Source organism: Actinoplanes sp. NPDC004185 (genome assembly GCF_053603475.1).
The window spans coordinates 1-19,085 of the sequence record NZ_JBSGFR010000045.1 but is presented as its reverse complement, the minus strand read 5'-3'; the positions used below and the strand labels follow the sequence as shown (position 1 = coordinate 19,085).

Here is a 19,085-nt window from a genome sequence, read left to right as displayed (position 1 = left end):
TCCGGGCTAGGCTGACGGCGTGACTACCAGCCCCGACCGCCGCCGGTCCGGCGCCGATCCCGGCCGGTCGGCCCGCACCGCCGGGCCCGGCCGGCCCACCCGCCGCGATCGCCACGGGCGTGGCCTGCGGGGCCGGCTCGTGCCGGCGACGGTGCCGCTCGCCCGGACCAAGGCCGAGATCTTCGACGACCTCGTCCTGGACACGGTCGAGGGCCTCGAACGGCGCTACGCCAAGGAGCTCGCCGGCGTTGAGTTCGCCGTCGAGGACGTGCCCCCGGAGCTCAACGTCTACGACTCCGACGTGCTCGAGGACGGCGAGGTGCCCCTGGCCCGCCTGCTGCCGGGCCGGCCCGGACGCCAGGAGCTGCCGCCGCGGATCGTGCTCTACCGGCGGCCACTGGAGTTCCGGGCGATGGACCGCGAGGACCTCGCCGACCTCGTGCATGACGTGATCATCGAGCAGGTCGCCAACCTGCTGGGTGTGGATCCCGACGAACTTTCCTGAGACGGCCCCCCGGCGTCTGCAGGAAGGCCGCGTCAGGCCACGCGCCGCTTGAGCTTGCGACGTTCGCGCTCGCTGAGCCCGCCCCAGATACCGAAGCGCTCATCGTGACCGAGCGCGTACTCCAGGCATTCCGCCTTGACGTCGCACCGGCCGCAGATCCGCTTCGCCTCGCGCGTCGAACCGCCCTTCTCCGGGAAGAAAGCCTCTGGATCGGTCTGCGAGCACAGGGCCCGCTCCTGCCACTCGGGCGCGTCCCCGAGCAGGTCCACCCCTTCAACCTGCGCTTCCATCGGCGTGCCTCCTTTTCCGCGCCGGCAGCGATGCCTGCGCTGACCCCCCACGCACGCGGCGTGTTTCTTGCGGGAAATACGCGGTTCGCGACGCGCCTTTCCCACAACCCCACCGAAATTACACGCGTGTAAGACGTGCGTCGTCAAGCCGAACCTGATAAATAGGCCCGTTTCCCCGAGGCGCCATGGCGCCCTCGCGGTCCCGTTCCAGCCCTATCTGTCCGGGCCACCGGAAGGTAACGCGAGGTCGGCGCGTCGAGTCCAAATTACCCCATTTTGTGACCTGTTGACTAGGGGTGTCCGGGAGGGTGATCTAGCGGCGGCCATAAACCGTCGTGCGTTCGGCGGCGGGACGGCCGGCCGCCGCTGCCAGCTCTTTCAACTGCGCGACCGTACGGGCCGAGCCGTGCTCCGACCCGGCCATCCGGGAGATCGTCTCCTCCATCAAGGTGCCGCCGAGGTCGTTGCAGCCCCCGTTGAGCATCGCGATCGTGCCCTCGTCACCGAGCTTCACCCACGAGCACTGGATGTTGCCGATCCGGCCGTGCAACAGGACGCGGGCCATCGCGTGGACGACCCTGTTCTCCCGCCAGGTCGGGCCGGGACGGGCGATGCCGGCCAGATAGATCGGGGCGTTGGTGTGGATGAACGGCAGGCCCACGAACTCGGTGAAACCGCCGGTCACATCCTGGATGCCGGCCAGCACCCGGAAGTGGCCCAGCCACTGGCGGGGGTGGTCGACGTGGCCGTACATCATCGTCGAGCTGGACCGGATGCCGACCTGGTGCGCGGTGGTCACCACGTCGATCCAGGCCGAGGCGGGCAGCTTGCCCTTGGTCAGCACCCAGCGCACGTCGTCGTCGAGGATCTCGGCGGCCGTGCCCGGGATCGTGTCGAGCCCGGCCTCGTGCAGCTCGGTCAGCCACTCCCGCACCGACACCCCGGCCTTGGCCGCGCCGGTGACGATCTCCATCGGGGAGAACGCGTGCACGTGCATCCCGGGCACCCGGCGCTTCACGGCCCGCACCAGGTCGGCGTACGCGGTGATCGGCATCTTCGGGTCGATGCCGCCCTGCATGCAGACCTCGGTGGCACCGTCCCGCCAGGCCTCCTCGGCCCGGTCGGCCACCTGCTCCACCGACAGCCGGTAGGCGTCGGCGTCCTGCTCGCGCTGCGCGAACGCGCAGAACCGGCAGCCGACGTAACACACGTTGGAGAAGTTGATGTTGCGGTTGACCACGTACGTGACGTCCTCGCCGTTGACCTCCTTGCGCAGGTCGTCGGCGAGGCGGGCAAGCTCGTCCAGGGCGGAACCGTCCGCGTTGAACAGCGCCATGGCCTTGGCCTCGTGCGCCGGGTCCAGCAGCGCGGCCGGATCCTCGGCGGCGAGCTTGAGCCCGGCCAGCACGTCCGACTCGATGCGCGGGACGACCTTGCCGGCACCGGCGGCGACAGCCTCGGCGGAGATGTGCGCCGCCACCTCGTCCCAGTCGCCGTACACGCTGTCGAAGTCGCCGCGGCGGTCACCGGTGCGGCCCTCGGTGTCGATCGTGGCGAAGAGGTCGGTGCGGCCGCTCGCGTACGCGTCGTCCGGCTCCTGCCAGGGCAGCCCGGCCGGCCTGGCCTCCTCGCGGGCCAGCCCGGTCGCCGGGTCGGCCAGCGCGGCCACATGCGCGGCCAGGCGCGGGTCGAGCCAGCTCTCGCTGCGGCGGACGTACTCGGGGTAGATGGTGAGGCGCTCACGCAGCTCGAAGCCGGCCGCGCGGGACTGCTCGCGCAACGCCTCGATCTGCGGCCACGGGCGCTCCGGATTGACGTGGTCGGGCGTCACCGGGGAGACGCCACCCCAGTCGTCGATGCCCGCCCGCAGCAGCAGGGCGTATTCGCCGGCGATGAGATTGGGCGGGGCCTGGAGGCGGGCCCGGGGACCCATGATGATCCGGGCGACCGCCACCGTCGCGGCGAGCTCCCGCAACTCGGCGTCGGGCATGCCACGCATCGCCGTGTCCGGCTTGGCGCGGAAATTCTGGATGATGACTTCCTGGATGTGGCCGTACTCGCGGGCACTGCGGCGCATCGCGAAGACGGCGTCGATCCGCTCGGCCGGTGTCTCGCCGATGCCGATCAGGATGCCGGTGGTGAACGGGACACCGACCCGGCCGGCGTCGTCGAGCACCCGGAGCCGGACGGCGGGCTCCTTGTCGGGCGAGCCGAAGTGCGGGCCGCCGGGCTCGGACCAGAGCCGGGTGGCGGTGGTCTCCAGCATCATGCCCATGCTCGGCGCGACCGGCTTGAGCCGCTGCAGGTCGGCCCAGCTCATGACGCCCGGATTGAGATGGGGCAGCAGCCCGGTCTCCTCGAGCACGGCGATCGCGCAGGCCCGCACGTAGTCCAGGGTCGAGTCGTAGCCGCGCTCGTCGAGCCACTGCCGGGCCGCCGGCCACCGTTCCTCGGGCCGGTCACCGAGGGTGAAGAGGGCCTCCTTGCAGCCCTGCGCGGCGCCCTCCCGGGCGATCGCGAGCACCTCGTCCCGCTCCAGGAAAGCCGCGGGCAGCCGGTGCGGCACCGTCGCGAAGGTGCAGTAATGGCAGCGGTCGCGGCACAACCGGGTCAGCGGGATGAAAACCTTCTTCGAGTACGTGACCACGCCAGGGCGGCCCGCCTCCCGCAACCCGGCGTCACGCACCCCGCCGGACACCGCGAGCAACTCGTCGAACAGCGGCCCGTCGGCGGCGAGCAGAGCCGTCGCCTCACCGGCATCGATCGCCTTGCCATCGCTCGCCCGCTTGAGCGCACGACGGATACTGGCCTCAGTCACGTCTGCCACCTGTGCAGCCTAGGCCGGATCGAGAGCAACTGCGGCCGAGGCGACCTGCCGACGGCAGTGGTCTGGAACACGCCTGCCGGCCGATGCCTCCGGGTCCCGGTTCGGTCGGCTTCCGCTCACGCCGGCTCGGCGGCCGCCGGGAGGGTGTCGTCCTGGTGCTGCGCGCGCACCGCGGCCTGCAGCAGGGCGGCGTCGACGGCTACCTGTCGCTGCGCTGCCCGCAGGGCTGACTCGCGGATCAGCTGGGCCTCGCGGTCGCGTTTGCGGAGTGCGCTCTGCCGCTGGGCTGCTTCCTCGGCGTCGAGACGGTGGGCTGCTCGGGTCGCGGTCAGCCGGGCGGCGGCCTCGGCGGCGGCGAGACGCTGTGCTGCCAGGGCCGCGGTCCGGCGGGCGGCGGCTTCGGCGAGGTTCAGGCGCTGGGCTGCGAGTGCCGCCGTTTCGCGGGCGGCGGCTTCCGCACGATCCAGGCGCTGCGCTGCTTGGACCGCGGCCTCGCGGGCGGCGGCCTCTGCGCGATCCAGCCGCTGGCTGGCGAGAACTGCAGCTTCGCGGGCCGCGGCCTCCGCACGCTCACGATGCTGTCCCGCGAGGAGCGCGGCCTCGCGCGCGGCGGCTTTTGATTGGCCGCGACGCTGCGCCGCGAGGGACGCGGCTTCCCGGCTGGCTGCCTCCGCGCTGTCACGACTCTGGGCTGCGAGCAGGGCGGTGTCACGAGCGGCAGCCTCCGCGCCGCGGCTCTGTGCCGCAGGGAACGCTGCCTCGCGAGCGGCCGATTCCATCCCGTCACGACTCTCGGCCGCGAGCATCGCGGTCTCGCGAGCGAAATCCTCCGTGCCGCTGCGAGGCTGCGCTGCCGGCTCTGGGCTTCGCTGCCTGGGCACGGACGGCTGGGGTTGGGCTGCTTGCCCGGCCGGACGGCGCGATCCCGCGTCGTCGGTCTCGTGCGCTTCCACGCTCGGTCTCCATGGGAAAAGCGACGGCGCCCCGGGGTGGGGCGCCGTCGGCGGGTCGGGCTCGGTCACTGGCGGGGCGGGGGCTCCTCGCCCACGACGCGGGTGCGGTCGGCATCGTCCGGGTTGTGGTGCGGGAGCGCCTGCGTCGGGTCCGCATGACCACCCGGCTGCTGCTGGGGCTGGCCGTAGGTCGGCGGCGGGTACGCCTGCTGGCTGTAGGCGCCCGGGGCCTGCGGGTGGCCCGGCGCCGGCGCGAACGGTCCGGGCGGCGTGCCCGGCGCGGGCTGAGCCGAGGCCGGCGGCGCGGAAGCGGGCGGCGCGGACGCCGGTGGGGCCGAAGCGGGCGGGGCCGAGGTCGGTGCCCCCCAACCCGGCCCAGCCGGCGGCTGACCCCATTGCCCAGGCTGCTGGGGACCGGGCTGCTGCGGGCCGGGCTGGACGTAACCCGGCTGGCCCGGCGGCGGGGGGAAACCGGGCTGACCGGGCTGACCGGGCTGCTGTGGGTAGCCGGGCTGCCCGTACGGCTGCTGCTGCCACTGCTGCGGCTGGCCGTACATCCCGGGCTGGGCCTTCGGCTTCGGCGTGTAGAACAGGTTCCGCCAGATCAGGTACACCGCGTAGGCCGCCGCGGCGAAGACCGCCAGCCAGGCCGCGCGGACCAGGAATTCCTCGAACGCCACCCGGACGCTCCAGCCGGCGATCTTCACCAGCGCGATCAGGAAGCCGAAGATGATCGCGAAGAACGCCGCCACCGCATACTCCACCAGCGCGGCGATCGTGATCAGCTTGGCGTGCTTGTGCACCGGCTGGACCAGGGTCGCCAGCAGCACCGCCGCCAGCGGCAGGGCGATCAGCTCGATGTTGACGAAGCTGTAGAAGCTGTTCTGCACCCGGGTGAGGAAGTCCTGGCCCACCCCGGACGGGATCAGCCGGATCACCGCGACGAACAGCCAGATGGCGGGCGCCGCCACCAGGGCGTACGCGGTGAGGTCGCGCAGCGGCCGGATCACCTGGGCAACCGGGCGCCCCGGGGGCTGGGCGGGCTGCGGCGGCGGTGTGCTGGTCACAGCTGAACTCCTGACACGGGATGAGGACACGGGGACGAGATACACGGGGGTGGAGACAAGCCGGCTCAGCCTAGACCCGATACGCACATCACACCCGCGCCCCGTGGGCCGCATATCCGGCCGGGGTGCGCAAGGATGGTCGGATGCGGATCGTGGTCCTGACCGGGGGGATCGGCGGCGCCCGGTTCCTGGTGGGTGTGCGCGCCCACGCGCGGAAGATCGGTGCCGACGTCACGGCGGTGGTGAACGTCGGTGACGACGTGCGCATGCACGGCCTGCAGATCTGTCCCGACCTGGACAGCGTGATGTACACGCTGGGCGGCGCGGCCGATCCCGAGCGCGGCTGGGGCCGCGTCGGCGAGACCTGGGTCGTCAAGGAAGAGCTGGCCAAGTATGCCGCCGAGCCGACCTGGTTCGGCCTGGGCGACAAGGACACGGCCACCCATCTCGTACGCACGACGATGCTGAACGCGGGCTATCCCCTGTCAGCGGTCACCGCGGCCCTGTGCGAGCGCTGGCAGCCGGGCATCAGCATGCTCCCGGCCACCGACGACCGGCTGGAGACCCACGTGGTCGTGGAGGTCGAGGGTGAGCGCAAGGCCATCCACTTCCAGGAGTGGTGGGTGCGCTACCGCGGCGACGTGCCGACGCACCGTTTCGTCTTCGTGGGGGCGGAGGCGGCGAAACCGGCGGCCGGGGTGCTGGAGGCGATCGGCCACGCGGACGTCGTGCTGGTGGCGCCGAGCAACCCGGTGGTCAGCATCGCGCCCGTTCTCGCCGTACCGCAGCTCAAGGAGGCCGTGCTGGACGGCCCGGCGCCCGTCGTCGGGGTTTCGCCGATCATCGGCGGCGCGCCGGTGCGCGGCATGGCCGACCGCTGTCTGGCGACGCTCGGCGTCGAGGTGAGCGCGGCCGGGGTCGGCGGCCTGTACGGCGGCCGCACCGACAACGGCCTGCTCGACGGCTGGCTGGTCGACACGACCGACGAGGGCACGACGATCCCGGGCGTGACGACCCGGGCCGTGCCGCTGTGGATGACCGACGAGGACAGGACGGCGACGATGGTCGCCGCGGCCCTGGAGCTGGCAGGAGTCGCCTGATGGACGGACTCGAGGTGCTGCCGGTGCGCGGCATCGGCGACGTGACGGCCGGCGACGACCTGGCCGCGCTGATCACCACCAACGCGCCTTGGCTGCGCGACGGCGACGTGCTGGTGGTGACCAGCAAGATCGTGTCGAAGGCGGAGGGCCGGCTGGTCGAGGTCCCCGCCGACGGCCCGGAGCGCGAGGAGGCCCGGGAGCGGGCCCTGATGGCCGAGACCCGGCGGGTGGTGGCCCGCCGCGGGCCGACGGCGATCGTGCAGACCCATCACGGCTTCGTGATGGCGGCGGCGGGCATCGACGCGTCCAACGTCGACAAGACCCATCTGGTGCTGCTGCCGGCCGATCCGGACGCCTCGGCCCGCGCTCTGCGCGACGCAATGCTCGGACGCGGCCTGCGGGTCGGCGTGATCGTGTCGGACACGATGGGCCGGGCCTGGCGCAACGGCCTGACGGACGTCGCGCTGGGTGCGGCGGGCATCGAGCCGTTCCGCGACCACCGGGGCGAGATCGACCCGTACGGCAACGAGCTGCAGCTCACCCAGATGGCCGTGATCGACGAGCTGGCCGGGGCGGGCGAGCTGGTCAAGGGCAAGTGCGACCAGGTGCCGGTCGCGGTGGTGCGCGGCTACCCCGGAGCGGGGGCGGACGAGGGCGCCGGCGCGGTCGCTCTGCTGCGGGACGCGGCCAGCGACATGTTCTCCTTGGGCACGGCGGAAGCACAGGCAGCCGGCCTGCGCGCCGCGGCGACCCTGCCCGATGCCCCGGCCGCGGAGGCCCCGCGGGCAGCTGACGACGCGGCGATCAGCCGCGCGCTGACCACTGTGGCGGAATCGCTCGCCGAGGGCACGGCCGTGGAGACGACGTCGGCGGGCGTGCTGCGCTGTTCTCCCCCGGATGTGACGGCGGCCGGCCTGATGCGCTTCGGTGCCGACGTCCATCGGCTGCGGGCGGCCCTGTCCGCAGAGGTCCTGACCTCGACCGTCACCTACGACGCCACCACCGCGATCCTCACAGTCTCCCGAGCGTGACCAGCTTGCCCCGCCGCCCCGACCGGCGTCCTCGCCGGCGCGCCGGACCGGTCGCCGGCCACACGAAGGCCGATTGCCAGACCTCACGAAGGATGATGCCGTGACCCTGTTCGACGATGCCGTCGCGACGCTCGGCCGCTGGCAGGCCACCTCCGAGGCGGCCGACCTCGCGCGCAAGCGCACCCTCGAGCTGCTCGGCGCGGGCCCGGTGGCGATGACCCGCGAGCACCGGCCCGGGCACGTCACCGCCAGCGCGCTCATCGTCGACGAGCAGCGTCGCGTGCTGCTCTGCCTGCACGGGCGGCTGGGCATGTGGATGCAGGTCGGCGGCCACTGCGAGCCGGCCGACGGCACGCTGGCGCAGGCCGCGCTGCGGGAGGCGACCGAGGAGTCCGGCATCGCCGGGCTGCGGCTGGACCCGGACCCGATCGACGTCGACATCCACCCGGTGACCTGCGCGCCGGCCGCCGGCGAGCCGGCCGGCCCCACGCACCACTACGACGTGCGCTTCGTCGCCGTCTGCCCGCCGGGCGCGGTCGAGCAGATCAGCGACGAGTCGGCCGACCTGGCCTGGTTCACCGCCGACAACCTGCCCACGCCCCTGGCCGACGGGGTGGTCCAGCAGCTCGCGCCGGCGTTCGCCCGGCTCACGCCGAGCCACCAGCCGACCGCCGGACGGCCGCGCCGAGGCTGAGCCACCGCAGCCGGGCCGGCATCGCGGACGTCTAGATGTAGTGCAACTCGCCTTTGTTGCGCAGGTCGTCGACCAGAGACTTCACTTCCTGGGCGCGGTCGCGCGGGCAGACCAGGACCGCGTCCGGGGTGTCCACGATGATCAGGTCGCGGACGCCCAGCGCGGCCACCAGCCGGCCGGAGTTCGGGACCACGACCAGGTTCTCGGTCTCGCGCAGCAGCACCGACTGCTGGCCCGACACGTCCTTGCCGACGACCACGTTGCCCGCGCTGTCCGCCGCCAGCACCTCGCCGAGCGTGTGGAAGTCGCCGACGTCGTTCCAGCCGAAGTCGCCCGGAACCGTGCCGACCCGGCCGACCGCGGCCGCGCCTTCCATCACCGCGTAGTCCACCGAGATGCGGGGCAGGGTCGGCCAGACCTCGCCCAAGACCTCCTCGCGGGACGGGGAGTCCCAGGCCTGGGCGATCCGGGAGATGCCGGCGTGCAGCTGCGGCTGCTGACGGGCCAGCTCGTTCAGGAAGACGTCGACCCGCCAGACGAACATGCCCGCGTTCCACAGGTAGTTGCCGGACTTCACGTAGCTCTCGGCCACGTCGTACGAGGGCTTCTCCTTGAACTCCTCGACCGCCAGCACCGCGCCGTCGCCGACCGGGCCGCCGCACTGCACGTAGCCGTAGCCGGTCTCCGGGCGTGTCGGGGTGATGCCGAGGGTCATCAGCAGCCCCTGCCGGGCCCCGGCCATCGCCTGCTCGATCACGTCGATGAAGCGGGAGCCGTCCGCGATGAGGTGGTCGGCGGCGAACGAGCCCATCAGGGCCTCCGGCTCGCGGCGGGCGATCACCGCTGCCGCGAGGGCGATGGCGGCGCAGGAGTCGCGCGGGGACGGCTCGACGATGATGTTCTCGACCGGGACCGCCGCGAGCTGGCGGGACACCTCGGCCGCGTGCGCGACGCCGGTCACCACCAGCACCTTGTCCGGGGCGGCCAGCGGGGCCAGCCGGTCGACGGTGGCCTGCAGCAGCGAGGCGTCCGTACCGGTCAGCGGGTGCAGGAACTTGGGGTGACCGGCCCGTGAGAGCGGCCATAGACGAGTACCACTGCCACCTGCGGGAATGACGGCGTACAGGGCGCCCTGGTTCTCACTCATGCGCACGGAGTGTAACGAGCGGAAGTTACCGGCGGGCGCCAAGTCTCACGCCGCCACCCTGTTCCAGGTGGCGACGTGCACCTCCGCGCTGGTCGACCAGTTGAATTCCTTGGCCCGGTCGAAGCCCGCCTTGGCCAGGGTGAGCCGGCGGGGCTCGTCGTGCAGCAGGTCGGCGAGGTCCTCGGCGATACGGTCCGGGTCCTCGGTCGTGTACGCCACCGCGTCGCCGCCGACCTCCGGCAGGGACAGCCGCGGTGTGGTGAGCACCGGCGTGGCGCAGGCCATCGCCTCGAGGATGGGCAGGCCGAAACCCTCGCCGAAGGACGGGTAGCAGGCCACCAGCGCGCCGCCGAGGAAGCCTGGCAGGTCCGCGTACCGGAGGTAGCCGGGGCGCAGCAGGCGCAGGTGCGACGGCACCTCGGCCACGGCCCGGTCGATGTCGTCGTCGTGGCCCTGGCCGCCGGCGATGACCAGCGCCGGCGGGTGCGGCCAGTCGGCGACCGCGCGGGCCCAGCCGCGGATCAGGTTGGGCACGTTCTTGCGGGGCTCCTTGGCGCCGAGGAAGGCGACGTAGCCGGCGTCCGTGAGCCCGAGCCGGGCGCGGACCCGGGCCTTCTCCTCCTCGGTCGGCGCGTGGAACGCCGTGTGGTCGACGCCGTGGTAGGCCACGTCGATGTGCGTGGGGTCGGCGTCGAGCAGGCGGATCAGCTCGTCCCGGGTCGCCTTGCTGGGCACGATCACCCGGGCCGCCCGGCGCAGCGAGGTCTTGATGGCGCTGCGGAAGAACGTCCGCTTGGTGTTGTCGTAATGCTCCGGTTCGGTGAAGAACGTCGCGTCGTGCACAGTCACCGTGACCGGGCAACCGGCCCGCAGCGGACACGTGTAGAAGGGCGAGTGCAGCACCTTGGCCCCGACCTGCTGGGCCAGCAGCGGCAGACCGGTCTGCTCCCAGGCCAGCCGGGCCGGGCGGTGCGCGACCGCGGACGGGCCGGCGATGACCTCGGCGCCGGTGAGCATCCGGGAGTAACGCTCCGCATCCGAACGCTGCGCGACGACGGCCAGGTCGACCCGCTCCGGGCCGATGGTGGCCAGGGCACCCAGGAGGCCGTCGACGTATCTGCCGACACCACCCCGGTCGGCGGGGACGCTGGTGGCGTCGACGAGGACTCGGGGCGGACGACCGGCGGTCACGTGGCAACTCCTCGGGGGCTGTGGGCCAGACCACTGGCAAGGGTACGCCGCTCGATGGGTCTCGTGTCGACCGCGACACCGCTGGACTTCCGACGTTCGCGGGTCCGTCGCACAGCCGCGCCGAGCCGAGATCAAATGGTCACCCACCGTCAACGGACTATCGTCAGCACCGATGATTGACACGATTCCGGCGGCCCTCGCGGCGGCCGTGCGCCGCGACCCCACCACTCCCCTGCTGACCTGGTACGACGACGCGAGCGGGGACCGCACCGAGCTGTCCGGCGCGACGATGGACAACTGGGTCGCCAAGACGGCCAACCTGCTGGTGGACGGCGTCGGCCTGGGCTCGGGCGACTCGGTGGCCGTCCTGCTCCCGCCGCACTGGCAGACGGCCGCCGTGCTGCTCGGCGGATGGGCGGCCGGGCTCGCCGCCGACCTGGGCCCGGACCCGCAGCCGGTCGAGGTGCTCTTCACCACACCCGGGCTCGTGGAGATCGCGGCGGCCTGGTCCACCGGCGACCGGTACGCGACCGGCCTGCTCCCCCTGGCTGCCCCGCTGCGCCAGGTCCCGCCCGGCTTCATCGACTACACCGTCGAGGTCCGCGGCTTCGGCGACCGGTTCGTCGCCTCGGCCCCGGTCGGCGAGAACGACCGCGCGCTGGCCGGCCCGACCGAGGAGAGCCACCTCTCGGTCTGCCGCACCGCCACCGAGCGCGCCGCCGAGCTGGGCATCAAGCCCGGCGACCGGGTCCTGGTCGACGCCCGCGCCTACCCCGACCCGGCCGACTGGCTTCTGGCGCCGCTCATCGCCGGGGCCAGCATCGTGCTGTGCGGCAACCTGGACCCGGCCAAGGTCGAGGCCCGGGCGCAGTCAGAGAAGGTCACGCTCCTGCTGACGTGAGGCCGCCAGCCGCTCGAAGGCGGTCAGCGACTCCGGGTTGACCAGGGCGCCCGTGGCGGCGGCCCGGTCGGCCGGGGTGCCGGTGAGGATGCGTTTCACCGGGACCTCCAGCTTCTTCGCCGACAGCGTGCGCGGCACCGCGCGTACCTGATGGATCTCGTCGGGGACGTGCCGGGGCGAGAGCGCGGCCCGCAGCTCGCCGCGGATCCGGCCGCGCAGCTCGTCGCCGAGCTCCAGACCCTCGGTCAGCACCACGAAGAGCAGCAGCTCGTCCTGGCCGTCGGCGTCGAGGTGCACGACGACCGAGTCGACGACGCCGGGCACGTTCTCCACCACCGTGTAGAACTCGGCGGTGCCCAGCCGCACCCCGCCCCGGTTGAGCGTCGCGTCGGACCGGCCGGTGATCACGCAGGTGCCGTCCTCGGCGATGGTGATCCAGTCGCCGTGGCGCCACACGCCCGGGTAGACGTCGAAGTACGCCTCGAAGTAGCGCCGGCCGTCCGGGTCGTTCCAGAAGCCCACCGGCATGCTCGGCATCGGCGCGGTCACCACCAGCTCGCCGAGCTGCCCGAGCACCGGCTTGCCGTCGGCGTCGTACGCCTCCACCCGCGCACCGAGCGCCCGGCACGAGATGACGCCCTCGATCACCGGCAGCAGCGGGGTGCCGCCGACGAACCCGGTGCACACGTCGGTGCCGCCGGACAGCGACTGCAGCTGCGGGCGGTCGCCCAGCGCCTCGTACACCCAGTGGAATCCCTCGGCCGGCAGCGGCGCACCGGTCGAACCCACCCCCCGGACGGCGGTCGGCGGCGGGACGACGCCGGCCTTGCGGCACGCCATCAGGAACGGTGCGGACGTACCGAAGTAGGTGATGCCCTGCTCGGCGGCGAGCCGCCACAGCGCGCCCAGGTCGGGGTGGCCCGGGTTGCCGTCGAACAGCACGATGGCCGCGCCCACGGCCGGGCCGGAGACGAGGAAGTTCCACATCATCCAGCCGGTGGTGGTGAACCAGAAGAACCGGTCGCCGGGGCCGAGGTCGTGGTGCAGGGCCAGCATCTTGAGGTGCTCGAGCAGGATGCCGCCGTGGCCGTGCACGATCGGCTTGGGCAGGCCGGTGGTGCCGGAGGAGTAGAGCACGTAGAGCGGGTGGTCGAACGGGACCGCGGCGAAGGTCAGCGGGTCGTCGCCGTCCAGCTCGGCCCAGTCCCCGCCGCCGTGCAGGTAGCCGAGGCCGATGAAGTGCTCGACGCTGGGCAGCGCGGCGCGGATCTCGGCGACCTCGGCCCGGCGGTCCACCGCCTTGTCGCCGTAGCGGTAGCCGTCGACGGCCACCAGCACCTTGGGCTCGATCTGGGTCCACCGGTCGATGACGCTGCGCGACCCGAACTCCGGCGCGCACGAGGAGAAGACCGCGCCGAGGCTGGCGGTCGCCAGCATCAGGACGTAGGTCTCCGGGATGTTCGGCGCGTAGGCCGCGACCCGGTCGCCCGGGCCGACGCCGAGCCGGCGCAGCCCGGCCGCGACCCGCCGGACCTGGTCGCGCAGCTGCCGGGCGGTGAGCGTGACGGGCTCCCGGGTCTGGGAGTACGCGAGGACGACCGGATCGTCATCGGCCAGCCCCGGCATCCGCAGCACGTGCTCGGCGTAGTTGAGCGTGGCGCCGGGGAACCAGCGCGCGCCCGGCATGGTCGCGTCGGGCAGCGTCGCGGTCGGCTCGGTGTGCGCGATGACATCGAAGTAGTCCCAGACCGCCCGCCAGAAGCCGGCGAGGTCGGTGACCGACCACTGCCACAGCTCGGCGTAATCGGCCGCCTCGACCCCGCGCTCGGCGCGCAGCCAGGTCAGGAACCGGCCCATCCGGGACGTCTCCAGGACGTCCGCCGGCGGGGTCCACAGCACTGTGCCCGTCGTCATGCGCTTACCTTAATCATCATTCAGCTGGCGTGCTCCTGGCGTCCTGGATCGCCTTGCGGCGGGCCAGGCGGTGCTCGCGGCGGATGATCGCCTCCCGGAAGCGGCGCTCGTCCTCCGGCGACTCGGGCAGCACCGGGGGCACGGCCCGGGGATGCCCCGAGACGTCCACGGCGACGAAGACCAGGTACGCGGTCGCGACGGTGAGCGGCTCCCCGCCGGCGGTGTCCCAGCGCTCCCCGGTCAGCTTCACGCCGACCTCCATCGAGGTGCTCCCGGTCCAGTTCACCTGCGCGTACGCGTGGACCAGATCACCGACCCGCACCGGCTCGACGAAGATGATCTCGTCGATGGCGGCGGTGACAGCCGTACCCCCGCTGTGCCGCGCGGCAGCCGCACCGGCCACGTCGTCGACGAACTTCATCAGCACGCCACCGTGCACCGTCCCGTACAGGTTGACGTCGGTGGCGTTCATGATCCGGCTGAGGGTGACCCGCGAGTGCGAGGTCGGCCGGCCCGCGGGATGCTCGCTCATGGCCGACACGTTACTTCCGCACCGTTGCCGCTGACCGGTACGGTCCGCACGTGCGCCATCTGAGATCCATCCTGTATGCCCTCGTCCTCGCCCCCGCGGTCTGGATCCTCTGCGGTGTCGGCTTCGACCAGGACCTGACCGGCCGGGCCCGCGACAACGGCGGCATCGAATCGCTGTCCGGCGTGCTGCTGCTCGTGCTGGCCGGGACGGCGTACGCGATCCTGCTCTTCTCCCCGATCTCCCCGCTCGGACCGCTCCTGGCCGGCCTGACCTTCCTCGGCGTGGGCGCCTGGGCCCGGATCGCCCCGGCGTCGTATGCCGGGGTGTGGCCGGAGAATCTGGCGTCGGACGGCTTCAACCTGAGCACGCCGGGCTACGGCCTGGCGGTGCTGCTGGCAGTGCCGCTGCTGGGCACGGCGCTGAGCGCGCGGCGGTGGCGGGGCTTCGAGCCGCCGGAAATCTTGTTCGTGGGCACGATCGGGCGGGCGCGCGGGGAGGCCGCGGTGGCCGGGACGCCGATGGCCTCGGAGCGGACGGCGGTGATCCCCCAGCAGCGGCCGGGGAGCGAGTTCGTGCCGGGCTTCGGGCAGTCGGCTGACGCTACGCAGGTCATCGGCAACGGGCAGACGACGGTGGCGCAGCCGACCGTGACCCTGCCGGGCGGGTCCGGTTCCGGTTCCGCTGCGGCCGATGGGGATGAGAAGACGACGGTCATGCGGCTCGGGCCGCAGCCGGTTCCGGAAGAACCGACCCAGATCGTTGCGCCGGCCGCCGAAGAACCCACCGCAGCCGTGACGCCGGCCGGGGAAGAGCCGACGGAGGCTGTGCCGTCGGGCAGTGAGGAAGCCACGGCGGACGTCGCGGCCGGCGAGGACGCCACCGCGACCATCTCCGGGCCGGAGGATCCGACGAGCGACATTCCGGGGCCGAATTCGCCGGGCGCCGGGGAGGAGACCACTCGCGACGTCACCAGCGGCGAGGCGGCGGAGGGCAAGACGACCCTGCTGACGTTGCCGGCGAGCGACGACGGGGACGACAAGACGCAGTTGCTGACCCTGCCCACGGCGAACGGCCCGGCACCGGACCAGGCCGACCGGGGCGAACGGACGCAGGTGATCCGGGCCGGCACGGTCGAGCCGCCCGGCGACCGCACCCAGTTGCTGAGCTTCCCGGCCCCGGCCGAGCCGGTCACGGTGGCGACGCCGGTGGCCTCGGCCGAGCCCGTCACGGTGGCGACGCCGGTGGCCCCGGCCGGCGAGCAGACCTCGATCGTGGCCGCCGAGCGGCCCGATCCGGGCGAGGATCCGACGACACGGCTCACGGCCGTGGCGTCGCCACCCGGCGAGGCGACCACCCGGGCGAACACGGCCCGCCCGGCCACGACGGTGACCAGCCTGGAACGCCCGGCCGACGAAGCCGCGGACGACACCCGGCCCCTGAAGCTGCCGGCCCAGCGCCCACCCACCTAGGAGCTGCGACCCGCCGCTTGTAGTTCGGAAGCGATACTTCGCTGAACCCTTACTTACACTTCCTCCAAGAAATGTAAGTAAGATGCAAGCGTGGTCACTCAAGAGCCCGCCATGCAACAGTCCGTTCCGGTCCTGGCTGCCACGTTCGATGAACAGAGCTGGACGCCCAACGAGCGCGGGTACTACTCCCGAGCCGAAATGCGCCGTCAGCGCGGGACCTACCAGTCGATCGTCCCCATTCCGCTGGCTGATTGGCAACCGGACCTACCGGCGCCTGTCGCCGCGGACGTCGAGGACGGTGCACGCGCGCTCGTCGACTTCGACCTGCACGCTCTACGGATCCTCGGCGCCGAGAGCCCAGCCCTCGGACCGATGTCAGCGATCCTGCTTCGCACAGAGAGCTCGTCCAGTTCCCAGATCGAGAACCTGACGACCAGCGCCCGCCAGCTGGCACTCGCCGAGATCGGCCAGGGCGACAAAGCGAACGCCCAGACCGTCATCGGCAACGTCCGCGCCATGGAAGCCGCCCTGCGGCTCTCCGACCACATCGACGTGTCGGCGATCCTGACAATGCACCGCGAACTGATGGCGCATCAGCCCGGCTTCGAGCGGCACGCCGGACGGTTCCGGGAGGAGATCGTCTGGATCGGACCGGACAACGCCGGGCCGATCGGTGCCGATTTCGTCGCTCCCCACCATGACCGGGTGCCGACCGCGGTCCAGGACATCGTCGAGTTCGCCGAACGTGACGACCTGCCGGTGCTGGTCCAGGTGGCGGTGGCGCACGCGCAGTTCGAGACGATCCACCCATTCGTCGACGGCAACGGCCGCACCGGGCGTGCTCTCGCGCAGGCCATGCTCCGGAGCAAAGGTCTCGTCGAACACGTCACCGTGCCGATCTCAGCCGGCCTGCTGACCGACACCAGCACTTACTTCGACGCCCTCAACGCGTTCCGGGCCGGTGACGCCGGGCCGATCGTGCACCGCTTCGCCGACGCATCTCGCTTCGCTGCCGCCTCGGGCCGCACCCTGGTCGATGACCTGGCGGCGCAGCTGACCGAGGCCCGCGACAAGCTGGCCGGCATTCGACCGCACGCGGCAGCCTGGCGGGTGCTGCCCCGGCTGGTGGGGCAGCCCATCGTCAACGCCAGATATCTGACGTCAGAGCTGGCGATGAACGACGTCACCGCACAGCGCACCCTGGAGCTGCTGGCCGATCGGCAGGTCCTGGTGGAGCGCACCGGCCTGCGCCGGAACCGGGTCTGGCAGCACACAGGCATCCTGGATGTGCTCGACAACTACGCTTCCACCATCAGGCGCACCGCTCCCTGATCCGCGCGGGCGCGGCGCACCTGACGGACGCCGGTCAGTCCTTGAGGAGCTGGCGGGCCATGACGATGCGCTGGACCTGGTTCGTCCCCTCGTAGATCTGGGTGATCTTGGCGTCGCGCATCATCCGCTCGACCGGGTAGTCGCGGGTGTAGCCGTACCCGCCCAGCAGCTGGACCGCGTCCGTCGTGATCTCCATCGCCGCGTCCGAGGCGAAGCACTTCGCCGCCGCGCCGAAGTACGTCAGGTCGGCGTCGCCGCGCTCGCTCTTGCCCGCCGCCACGTACGTGAGCTGGCGCGCCGCCTCCAGCTTCATGCCCATGTCGGCGAGCATGAACTGGATGCCCTGGAAGTCGGCCACCGCCTTGCCGAACTGCTTGCGCTCCTTCACGTACCCCTTGGCGAAGTCCAGCGCGCCCTGCGCGATGCCGACCGCCTGCGCCGCGATGGTCACGCGGGTGTGGTCCAGGGTCTTCATCGCCGTCGCGAAGCCGGTGCCCTCGTCGCCGATCATCCGGTCCAGCGGGATGCGGACGTTGTCGAAGTAGACCTCGCGGGTCGGGCTGCCCTTGATGCCGAGTTTCTTCTCCGGGGCGCCGAAGCTGACGCCCTCGTCGGACTTCTCCACCACGAACGCCGAGATGCCGCGGGAGCGGGCGCTCGCGTCGGTGACCGCGAAGACCGTGTAGTACTCCGAGACGCCGGCGTTGGTGATCCAGCGCTTCACGCCGTTGAGGACCCAGTAGTCGCCGTCGCGGACCGCGCGGGTCGACATGGAGGCCGCGTCGCTGCCCGCTTCGGGCTCCGACAGGCAGTACGAGAACATGGCCTCGCCCGCCGCCACCGGGGTCAGGTAGCGCTCCTTCAGCGCCGCCGAGCCGGCCAGGATCAGCGGCATCGTGCCGAGCTTGTTCACCGCCGGGATCAGGGACGAGCTGGCGCAGGCCCGCGCGACCTCCTCGATCACGATCGCGGTGGCCAGGGCGTCCGCGCCGGCGCCGCCGTACTCGACCGGGATGTGCGGGGCGTGGAAGTCCGACGACCGCAGGGCTTCGTACGAGGCCTTGGGGAACTCGCCGCTCTCGTCCGCTTCCGCCGCGTTGGGCGCCACCCGGGCGTCGCAAACCTCGCGGACGGCTGCGCGGATGGTCTCGTGGTCCTCCGGCAGCTGGTATACGTCGAAATCAGGCATGGTGGTGGCCCTCTCCTCTGCGGCTCCGGCCTATGTTACCGACGCGTAGGGTACGCGCACTATCCTTCCGGACGGCGCGCTGATCGTGGAGGCGGCGCCATGAGAAGGTGAATGCCACGTTTCGGCGCAGGTCCCCCTCCCGCGCCCCATGTGAGTGGAGTTTCTCCCCGTGACCATCCCGTACCCGACCCATCCGGCCGTGCCCGCGTTCGCCGAGGTCGAGCCGTCCTCCGGCGCAGCCCGCCCCCGGCTGGCCTTCCTCGGCACCGGGTACCTCGGCGCGACGTACGCCATCTGTTTCGCCGAGCTCGGCTACGAGGTCCTCGGCTTCGACGTCGACCAGGCCAAGATCGCCAAGCTGGCCGCCGGGCAGGTGCCGTTCCACGAGGCCGGCCTCGACGAGCTGCTGCGCACCAACCTGGCCTCGGGCCGGCTCAGCTTCACCACCTCGTACGAGGAGGTCGCCGCCTTCGCCGACGTGCACTTCATCTGCGTCGGCACCCCGCAGCGCGCCGACGGCATGGGCGCCGACCTGTCGTACGTCGAGACGTCGGTGACCAATCTCGCCCGGCACCTGACCCGCCGGGTCCTGATCGTCGGCAAGTCCACCGTCCCGGTCGGCACCGCCGAGTGGATCGAGCAGCTGGTCGCCAAGCACACCGACCCGGAGCTGGGCATCGAGGTGGCCTGGTCGCCGGAGTTCCTGCAGGAGGGCTTCGCCGTCGAGGACGTGCTGCGGCCCAACCGCATCGTCGTCGGCGTCAAGTCCGAGTGGGCCAACGGCATGCTGTACGCCGCCCACAAGGGCGTCTTCGACCTGGCCGCCACCGAGGACCGCGAGGTGCCCCTGGTGGTCACCGACTTCGCCACCGCCGAGCTGGTCAAGGTGGCCGCGAACGCGTTCCTGGCCACCAAGATCAGCTTCATCAACGCGATGGCCGAG

The 19,085-nt window shown here is 72.1% G+C and carries 17 protein-coding genes; 8 read left to right on the top strand and 9 right to left on the bottom strand.

Going from position 1 to position 19,085, the window contains the following annotated elements:
- The first annotated feature begins 19 nt into the window (after window positions 1-19).
- Window positions 20-505, top strand: a complete 486-nt coding sequence (locus ACWEOZ_RS34665; protein WP_433725232.1) for a metallopeptidase family protein — start codon at window positions 20-22, stop codon at window positions 503-505.
- A 32-nt stretch (window positions 506-537) separates the two neighbouring features.
- On the opposite strand, the gene ACWEOZ_RS34660 is transcribed toward ACWEOZ_RS34665, so the two are convergent.
- The 4 genes from ACWEOZ_RS34660 to ACWEOZ_RS34645 all read right to left on the bottom strand — a co-directional run bounded on the left by ACWEOZ_RS34660 (window position 538) and on the right by ACWEOZ_RS34645 (window position 5,642).
- Window positions 538-795, bottom strand: a complete 258-nt coding sequence (locus tag ACWEOZ_RS34660) for a WhiB family transcriptional regulator (RefSeq protein WP_015619224.1) — start codon at window positions 793-795, stop codon at window positions 538-540.
- 313 nt (window positions 796-1,108) lie between these two features.
- Window positions 1,109-3,613, bottom strand: a complete 2,505-nt coding sequence (locus ACWEOZ_RS34655) for a bifunctional FO biosynthesis protein CofGH (RefSeq protein WP_451914896.1) — start codon at window positions 3,611-3,613, stop codon at window positions 1,109-1,111.
- Between the two features lie 125 nt (window positions 3,614-3,738).
- The gene (locus ACWEOZ_RS34650) at window positions 3,739-4,575 is read right to left on the bottom strand and encodes a hypothetical protein (RefSeq protein ID WP_451914895.1); all 837 of its coding nucleotides are present in this window, start codon (window positions 4,573-4,575) and stop codon (window positions 3,739-3,741) included.
- A 65-nt stretch (window positions 4,576-4,640) separates the two neighbouring features.
- On the bottom strand, window positions 4,641-5,642 hold the full coding sequence (locus ACWEOZ_RS34645; protein ID WP_451914894.1) for a hypothetical protein: 1,002 nt from the start codon (window positions 5,640-5,642) through the stop codon (window positions 4,641-4,643).
- A gap of 143 nt (window positions 5,643-5,785) precedes the next feature.
- Here ACWEOZ_RS34645 and cofD point away from each other — a divergent pair, with 143 nt between their 5' ends.
- The 3 genes from cofD (at window position 5,786) to ACWEOZ_RS34630 (ending at window position 8,467) form a co-directional block, all read left to right on the top strand.
- Window positions 5,786-6,742 (top strand): 2-phospho-L-lactate transferase, encoded by a 957-nt coding sequence (gene cofD / locus ACWEOZ_RS34640; RefSeq protein WP_451914893.1) that lies wholly within the window; start codon window positions 5,786-5,788, stop codon window positions 6,740-6,742.
- A complete protein-coding gene (locus ACWEOZ_RS34635) occupies window positions 6,742-7,773 on the top strand; it encodes a coenzyme F420-0:L-glutamate ligase (RefSeq protein WP_451914892.1) in 1,032 nt (343 codons plus the stop codon). The genes cofD and ACWEOZ_RS34635 overlap by 1 nt, the downstream gene beginning before the upstream one ends.
- Before the next feature lie 100 nt (window positions 7,774-7,873).
- Window positions 7,874-8,467 (top strand): NUDIX hydrolase, encoded by a 594-nt coding sequence (locus ACWEOZ_RS34630; RefSeq protein WP_451914891.1) that lies wholly within the window; start codon window positions 7,874-7,876, stop codon window positions 8,465-8,467.
- 31 nt (window positions 8,468-8,498) lie between these two features.
- Here the strand turns inward: ACWEOZ_RS34630 and ACWEOZ_RS34625 are convergent, their stop codons facing one another.
- Window positions 8,499-9,614 carry a mannose-1-phosphate guanylyltransferase gene (locus tag ACWEOZ_RS34625; protein WP_451914890.1) on the bottom strand — a complete coding sequence of 372 codons (1,116 nt, stop codon included), beginning with the start codon at window positions 9,612-9,614 and terminating at the stop codon, window positions 8,499-8,501.
- A gap of 45 nt (window positions 9,615-9,659) precedes the next feature.
- Window positions 9,660-10,805, bottom strand: a complete 1,146-nt coding sequence (locus tag ACWEOZ_RS34620; RefSeq protein WP_360555843.1) for a glycosyltransferase family 4 protein — start codon at window positions 10,803-10,805, stop codon at window positions 9,660-9,662.
- Window positions 10,806-10,977: 172 nt separating this feature from the next.
- On the opposite strand from ACWEOZ_RS34620, the gene ACWEOZ_RS34615 reads away from it, so the two are divergent.
- Window positions 10,978-11,706, top strand: coding sequence for a TIGR03089 family protein (locus tag ACWEOZ_RS34615; RefSeq protein ID WP_451914889.1), 729 nt, complete (start codon window positions 10,978-10,980; stop codon window positions 11,704-11,706).
- Here ACWEOZ_RS34615 and ACWEOZ_RS34610 read toward each other — a convergent pair.
- Window positions 11,677-13,620 carry an acetoacetate--CoA ligase gene (locus ACWEOZ_RS34610; protein WP_451914888.1) on the bottom strand — a complete coding sequence of 648 codons (1,944 nt, stop codon included), beginning with the start codon at window positions 13,618-13,620 and terminating at the stop codon, window positions 11,677-11,679. The two genes, ACWEOZ_RS34615 and ACWEOZ_RS34610, sit on opposite strands and share 30 nt — an antisense overlap.
- A gap of 16 nt (window positions 13,621-13,636) precedes the next feature.
- Window positions 13,637-14,152 carry an acyl-CoA thioesterase gene (locus tag ACWEOZ_RS34605; RefSeq protein ID WP_451914887.1) on the bottom strand — a complete coding sequence of 172 codons (516 nt, stop codon included), beginning with the start codon at window positions 14,150-14,152 and terminating at the stop codon, window positions 13,637-13,639.
- 50 nt (window positions 14,153-14,202) lie between these two features.
- On the opposite strand from ACWEOZ_RS34605, the gene ACWEOZ_RS34600 reads away from it, so the two are divergent.
- Together ACWEOZ_RS34600 and ACWEOZ_RS34595 are read left to right on the top strand one after the other, a co-directional pair.
- On the top strand, window positions 14,203-15,621 hold the full coding sequence (locus tag ACWEOZ_RS34600) for a hypothetical protein (protein WP_451914886.1): 1,419 nt from the start codon (window positions 14,203-14,205) through the stop codon (window positions 15,619-15,621).
- Between the two features lie 111 nt (window positions 15,622-15,732).
- Complete coding sequence (locus ACWEOZ_RS34595; RefSeq protein WP_451914885.1) at window positions 15,733-16,953, top strand: Fic family protein; 1,221 nt, start codon at window positions 15,733-15,735, stop codon at window positions 16,951-16,953.
- Between the two features lie 34 nt (window positions 16,954-16,987).
- Here ACWEOZ_RS34595 and ACWEOZ_RS34590 read toward each other — a convergent pair whose 3' ends face one another.
- Complete coding sequence (locus tag ACWEOZ_RS34590; RefSeq protein ID WP_360555852.1) at window positions 16,988-18,142, bottom strand: acyl-CoA dehydrogenase family protein; 1,155 nt, start codon at window positions 18,140-18,142, stop codon at window positions 16,988-16,990.
- A 169-nt stretch (window positions 18,143-18,311) separates the two neighbouring features.
- Between ACWEOZ_RS34590 and ACWEOZ_RS34585 the strand changes: the two genes are divergently transcribed.
- Window positions 18,312-19,085, top strand: a 774-nt coding sequence (locus tag ACWEOZ_RS34585; protein WP_451914884.1) for a nucleotide sugar dehydrogenase, incomplete at its 3' end; no start/stop codon positions are given.

Bases quoted from the DNA above. Each gene is read 5' to 3' on its own strand.
- ACWEOZ_RS34625 (WP_451914890.1), bottom strand. From the start codon at position 9,614: ATGAGTGAGAACCAGGGCGCCCTGTACGCCGTCATTCCCGCAGGTGGC.
- cofD (WP_451914893.1), top strand. From the start codon at position 5,786: ATGCGGATCGTGGTCCTGACCGGGGGGATCGGCGGCGCCCGGTTCCTG.
- ACWEOZ_RS34660 (WP_015619224.1), bottom strand. From the start codon at position 795: ATGGAAGCGCAGGTTGAAGGGGTGGACCTGCTCGGGGACGCGCCCGAG.
- ACWEOZ_RS34610 (WP_451914888.1), bottom strand. From the start codon at position 13,620: ATGACGACGGGCACAGTGCTGTGGACCCCGCCGGCGGACGTCCTGGAG.
- ACWEOZ_RS34605 (WP_451914887.1), bottom strand. From the start codon at position 14,152: ATGAGCGAGCATCCCGCGGGCCGGCCGACCTCGCACTCGCGGGTCACC.
- ACWEOZ_RS34615 (WP_451914889.1), top strand. From the start codon at position 10,978: ATGATTGACACGATTCCGGCGGCCCTCGCGGCGGCCGTGCGCCGCGAC.
- ACWEOZ_RS34595 (WP_451914885.1), top strand. From the start codon at position 15,733: ATGCAACAGTCCGTTCCGGTCCTGGCTGCCACGTTCGATGAACAGAGC.
- ACWEOZ_RS34635 (WP_451914892.1), top strand. From the start codon at position 6,742: ATGGACGGACTCGAGGTGCTGCCGGTGCGCGGCATCGGCGACGTGACG.
- ACWEOZ_RS34590 (WP_360555852.1), bottom strand. From the start codon at position 18,142: ATGCCTGATTTCGACGTATACCAGCTGCCGGAGGACCACGAGACCATC.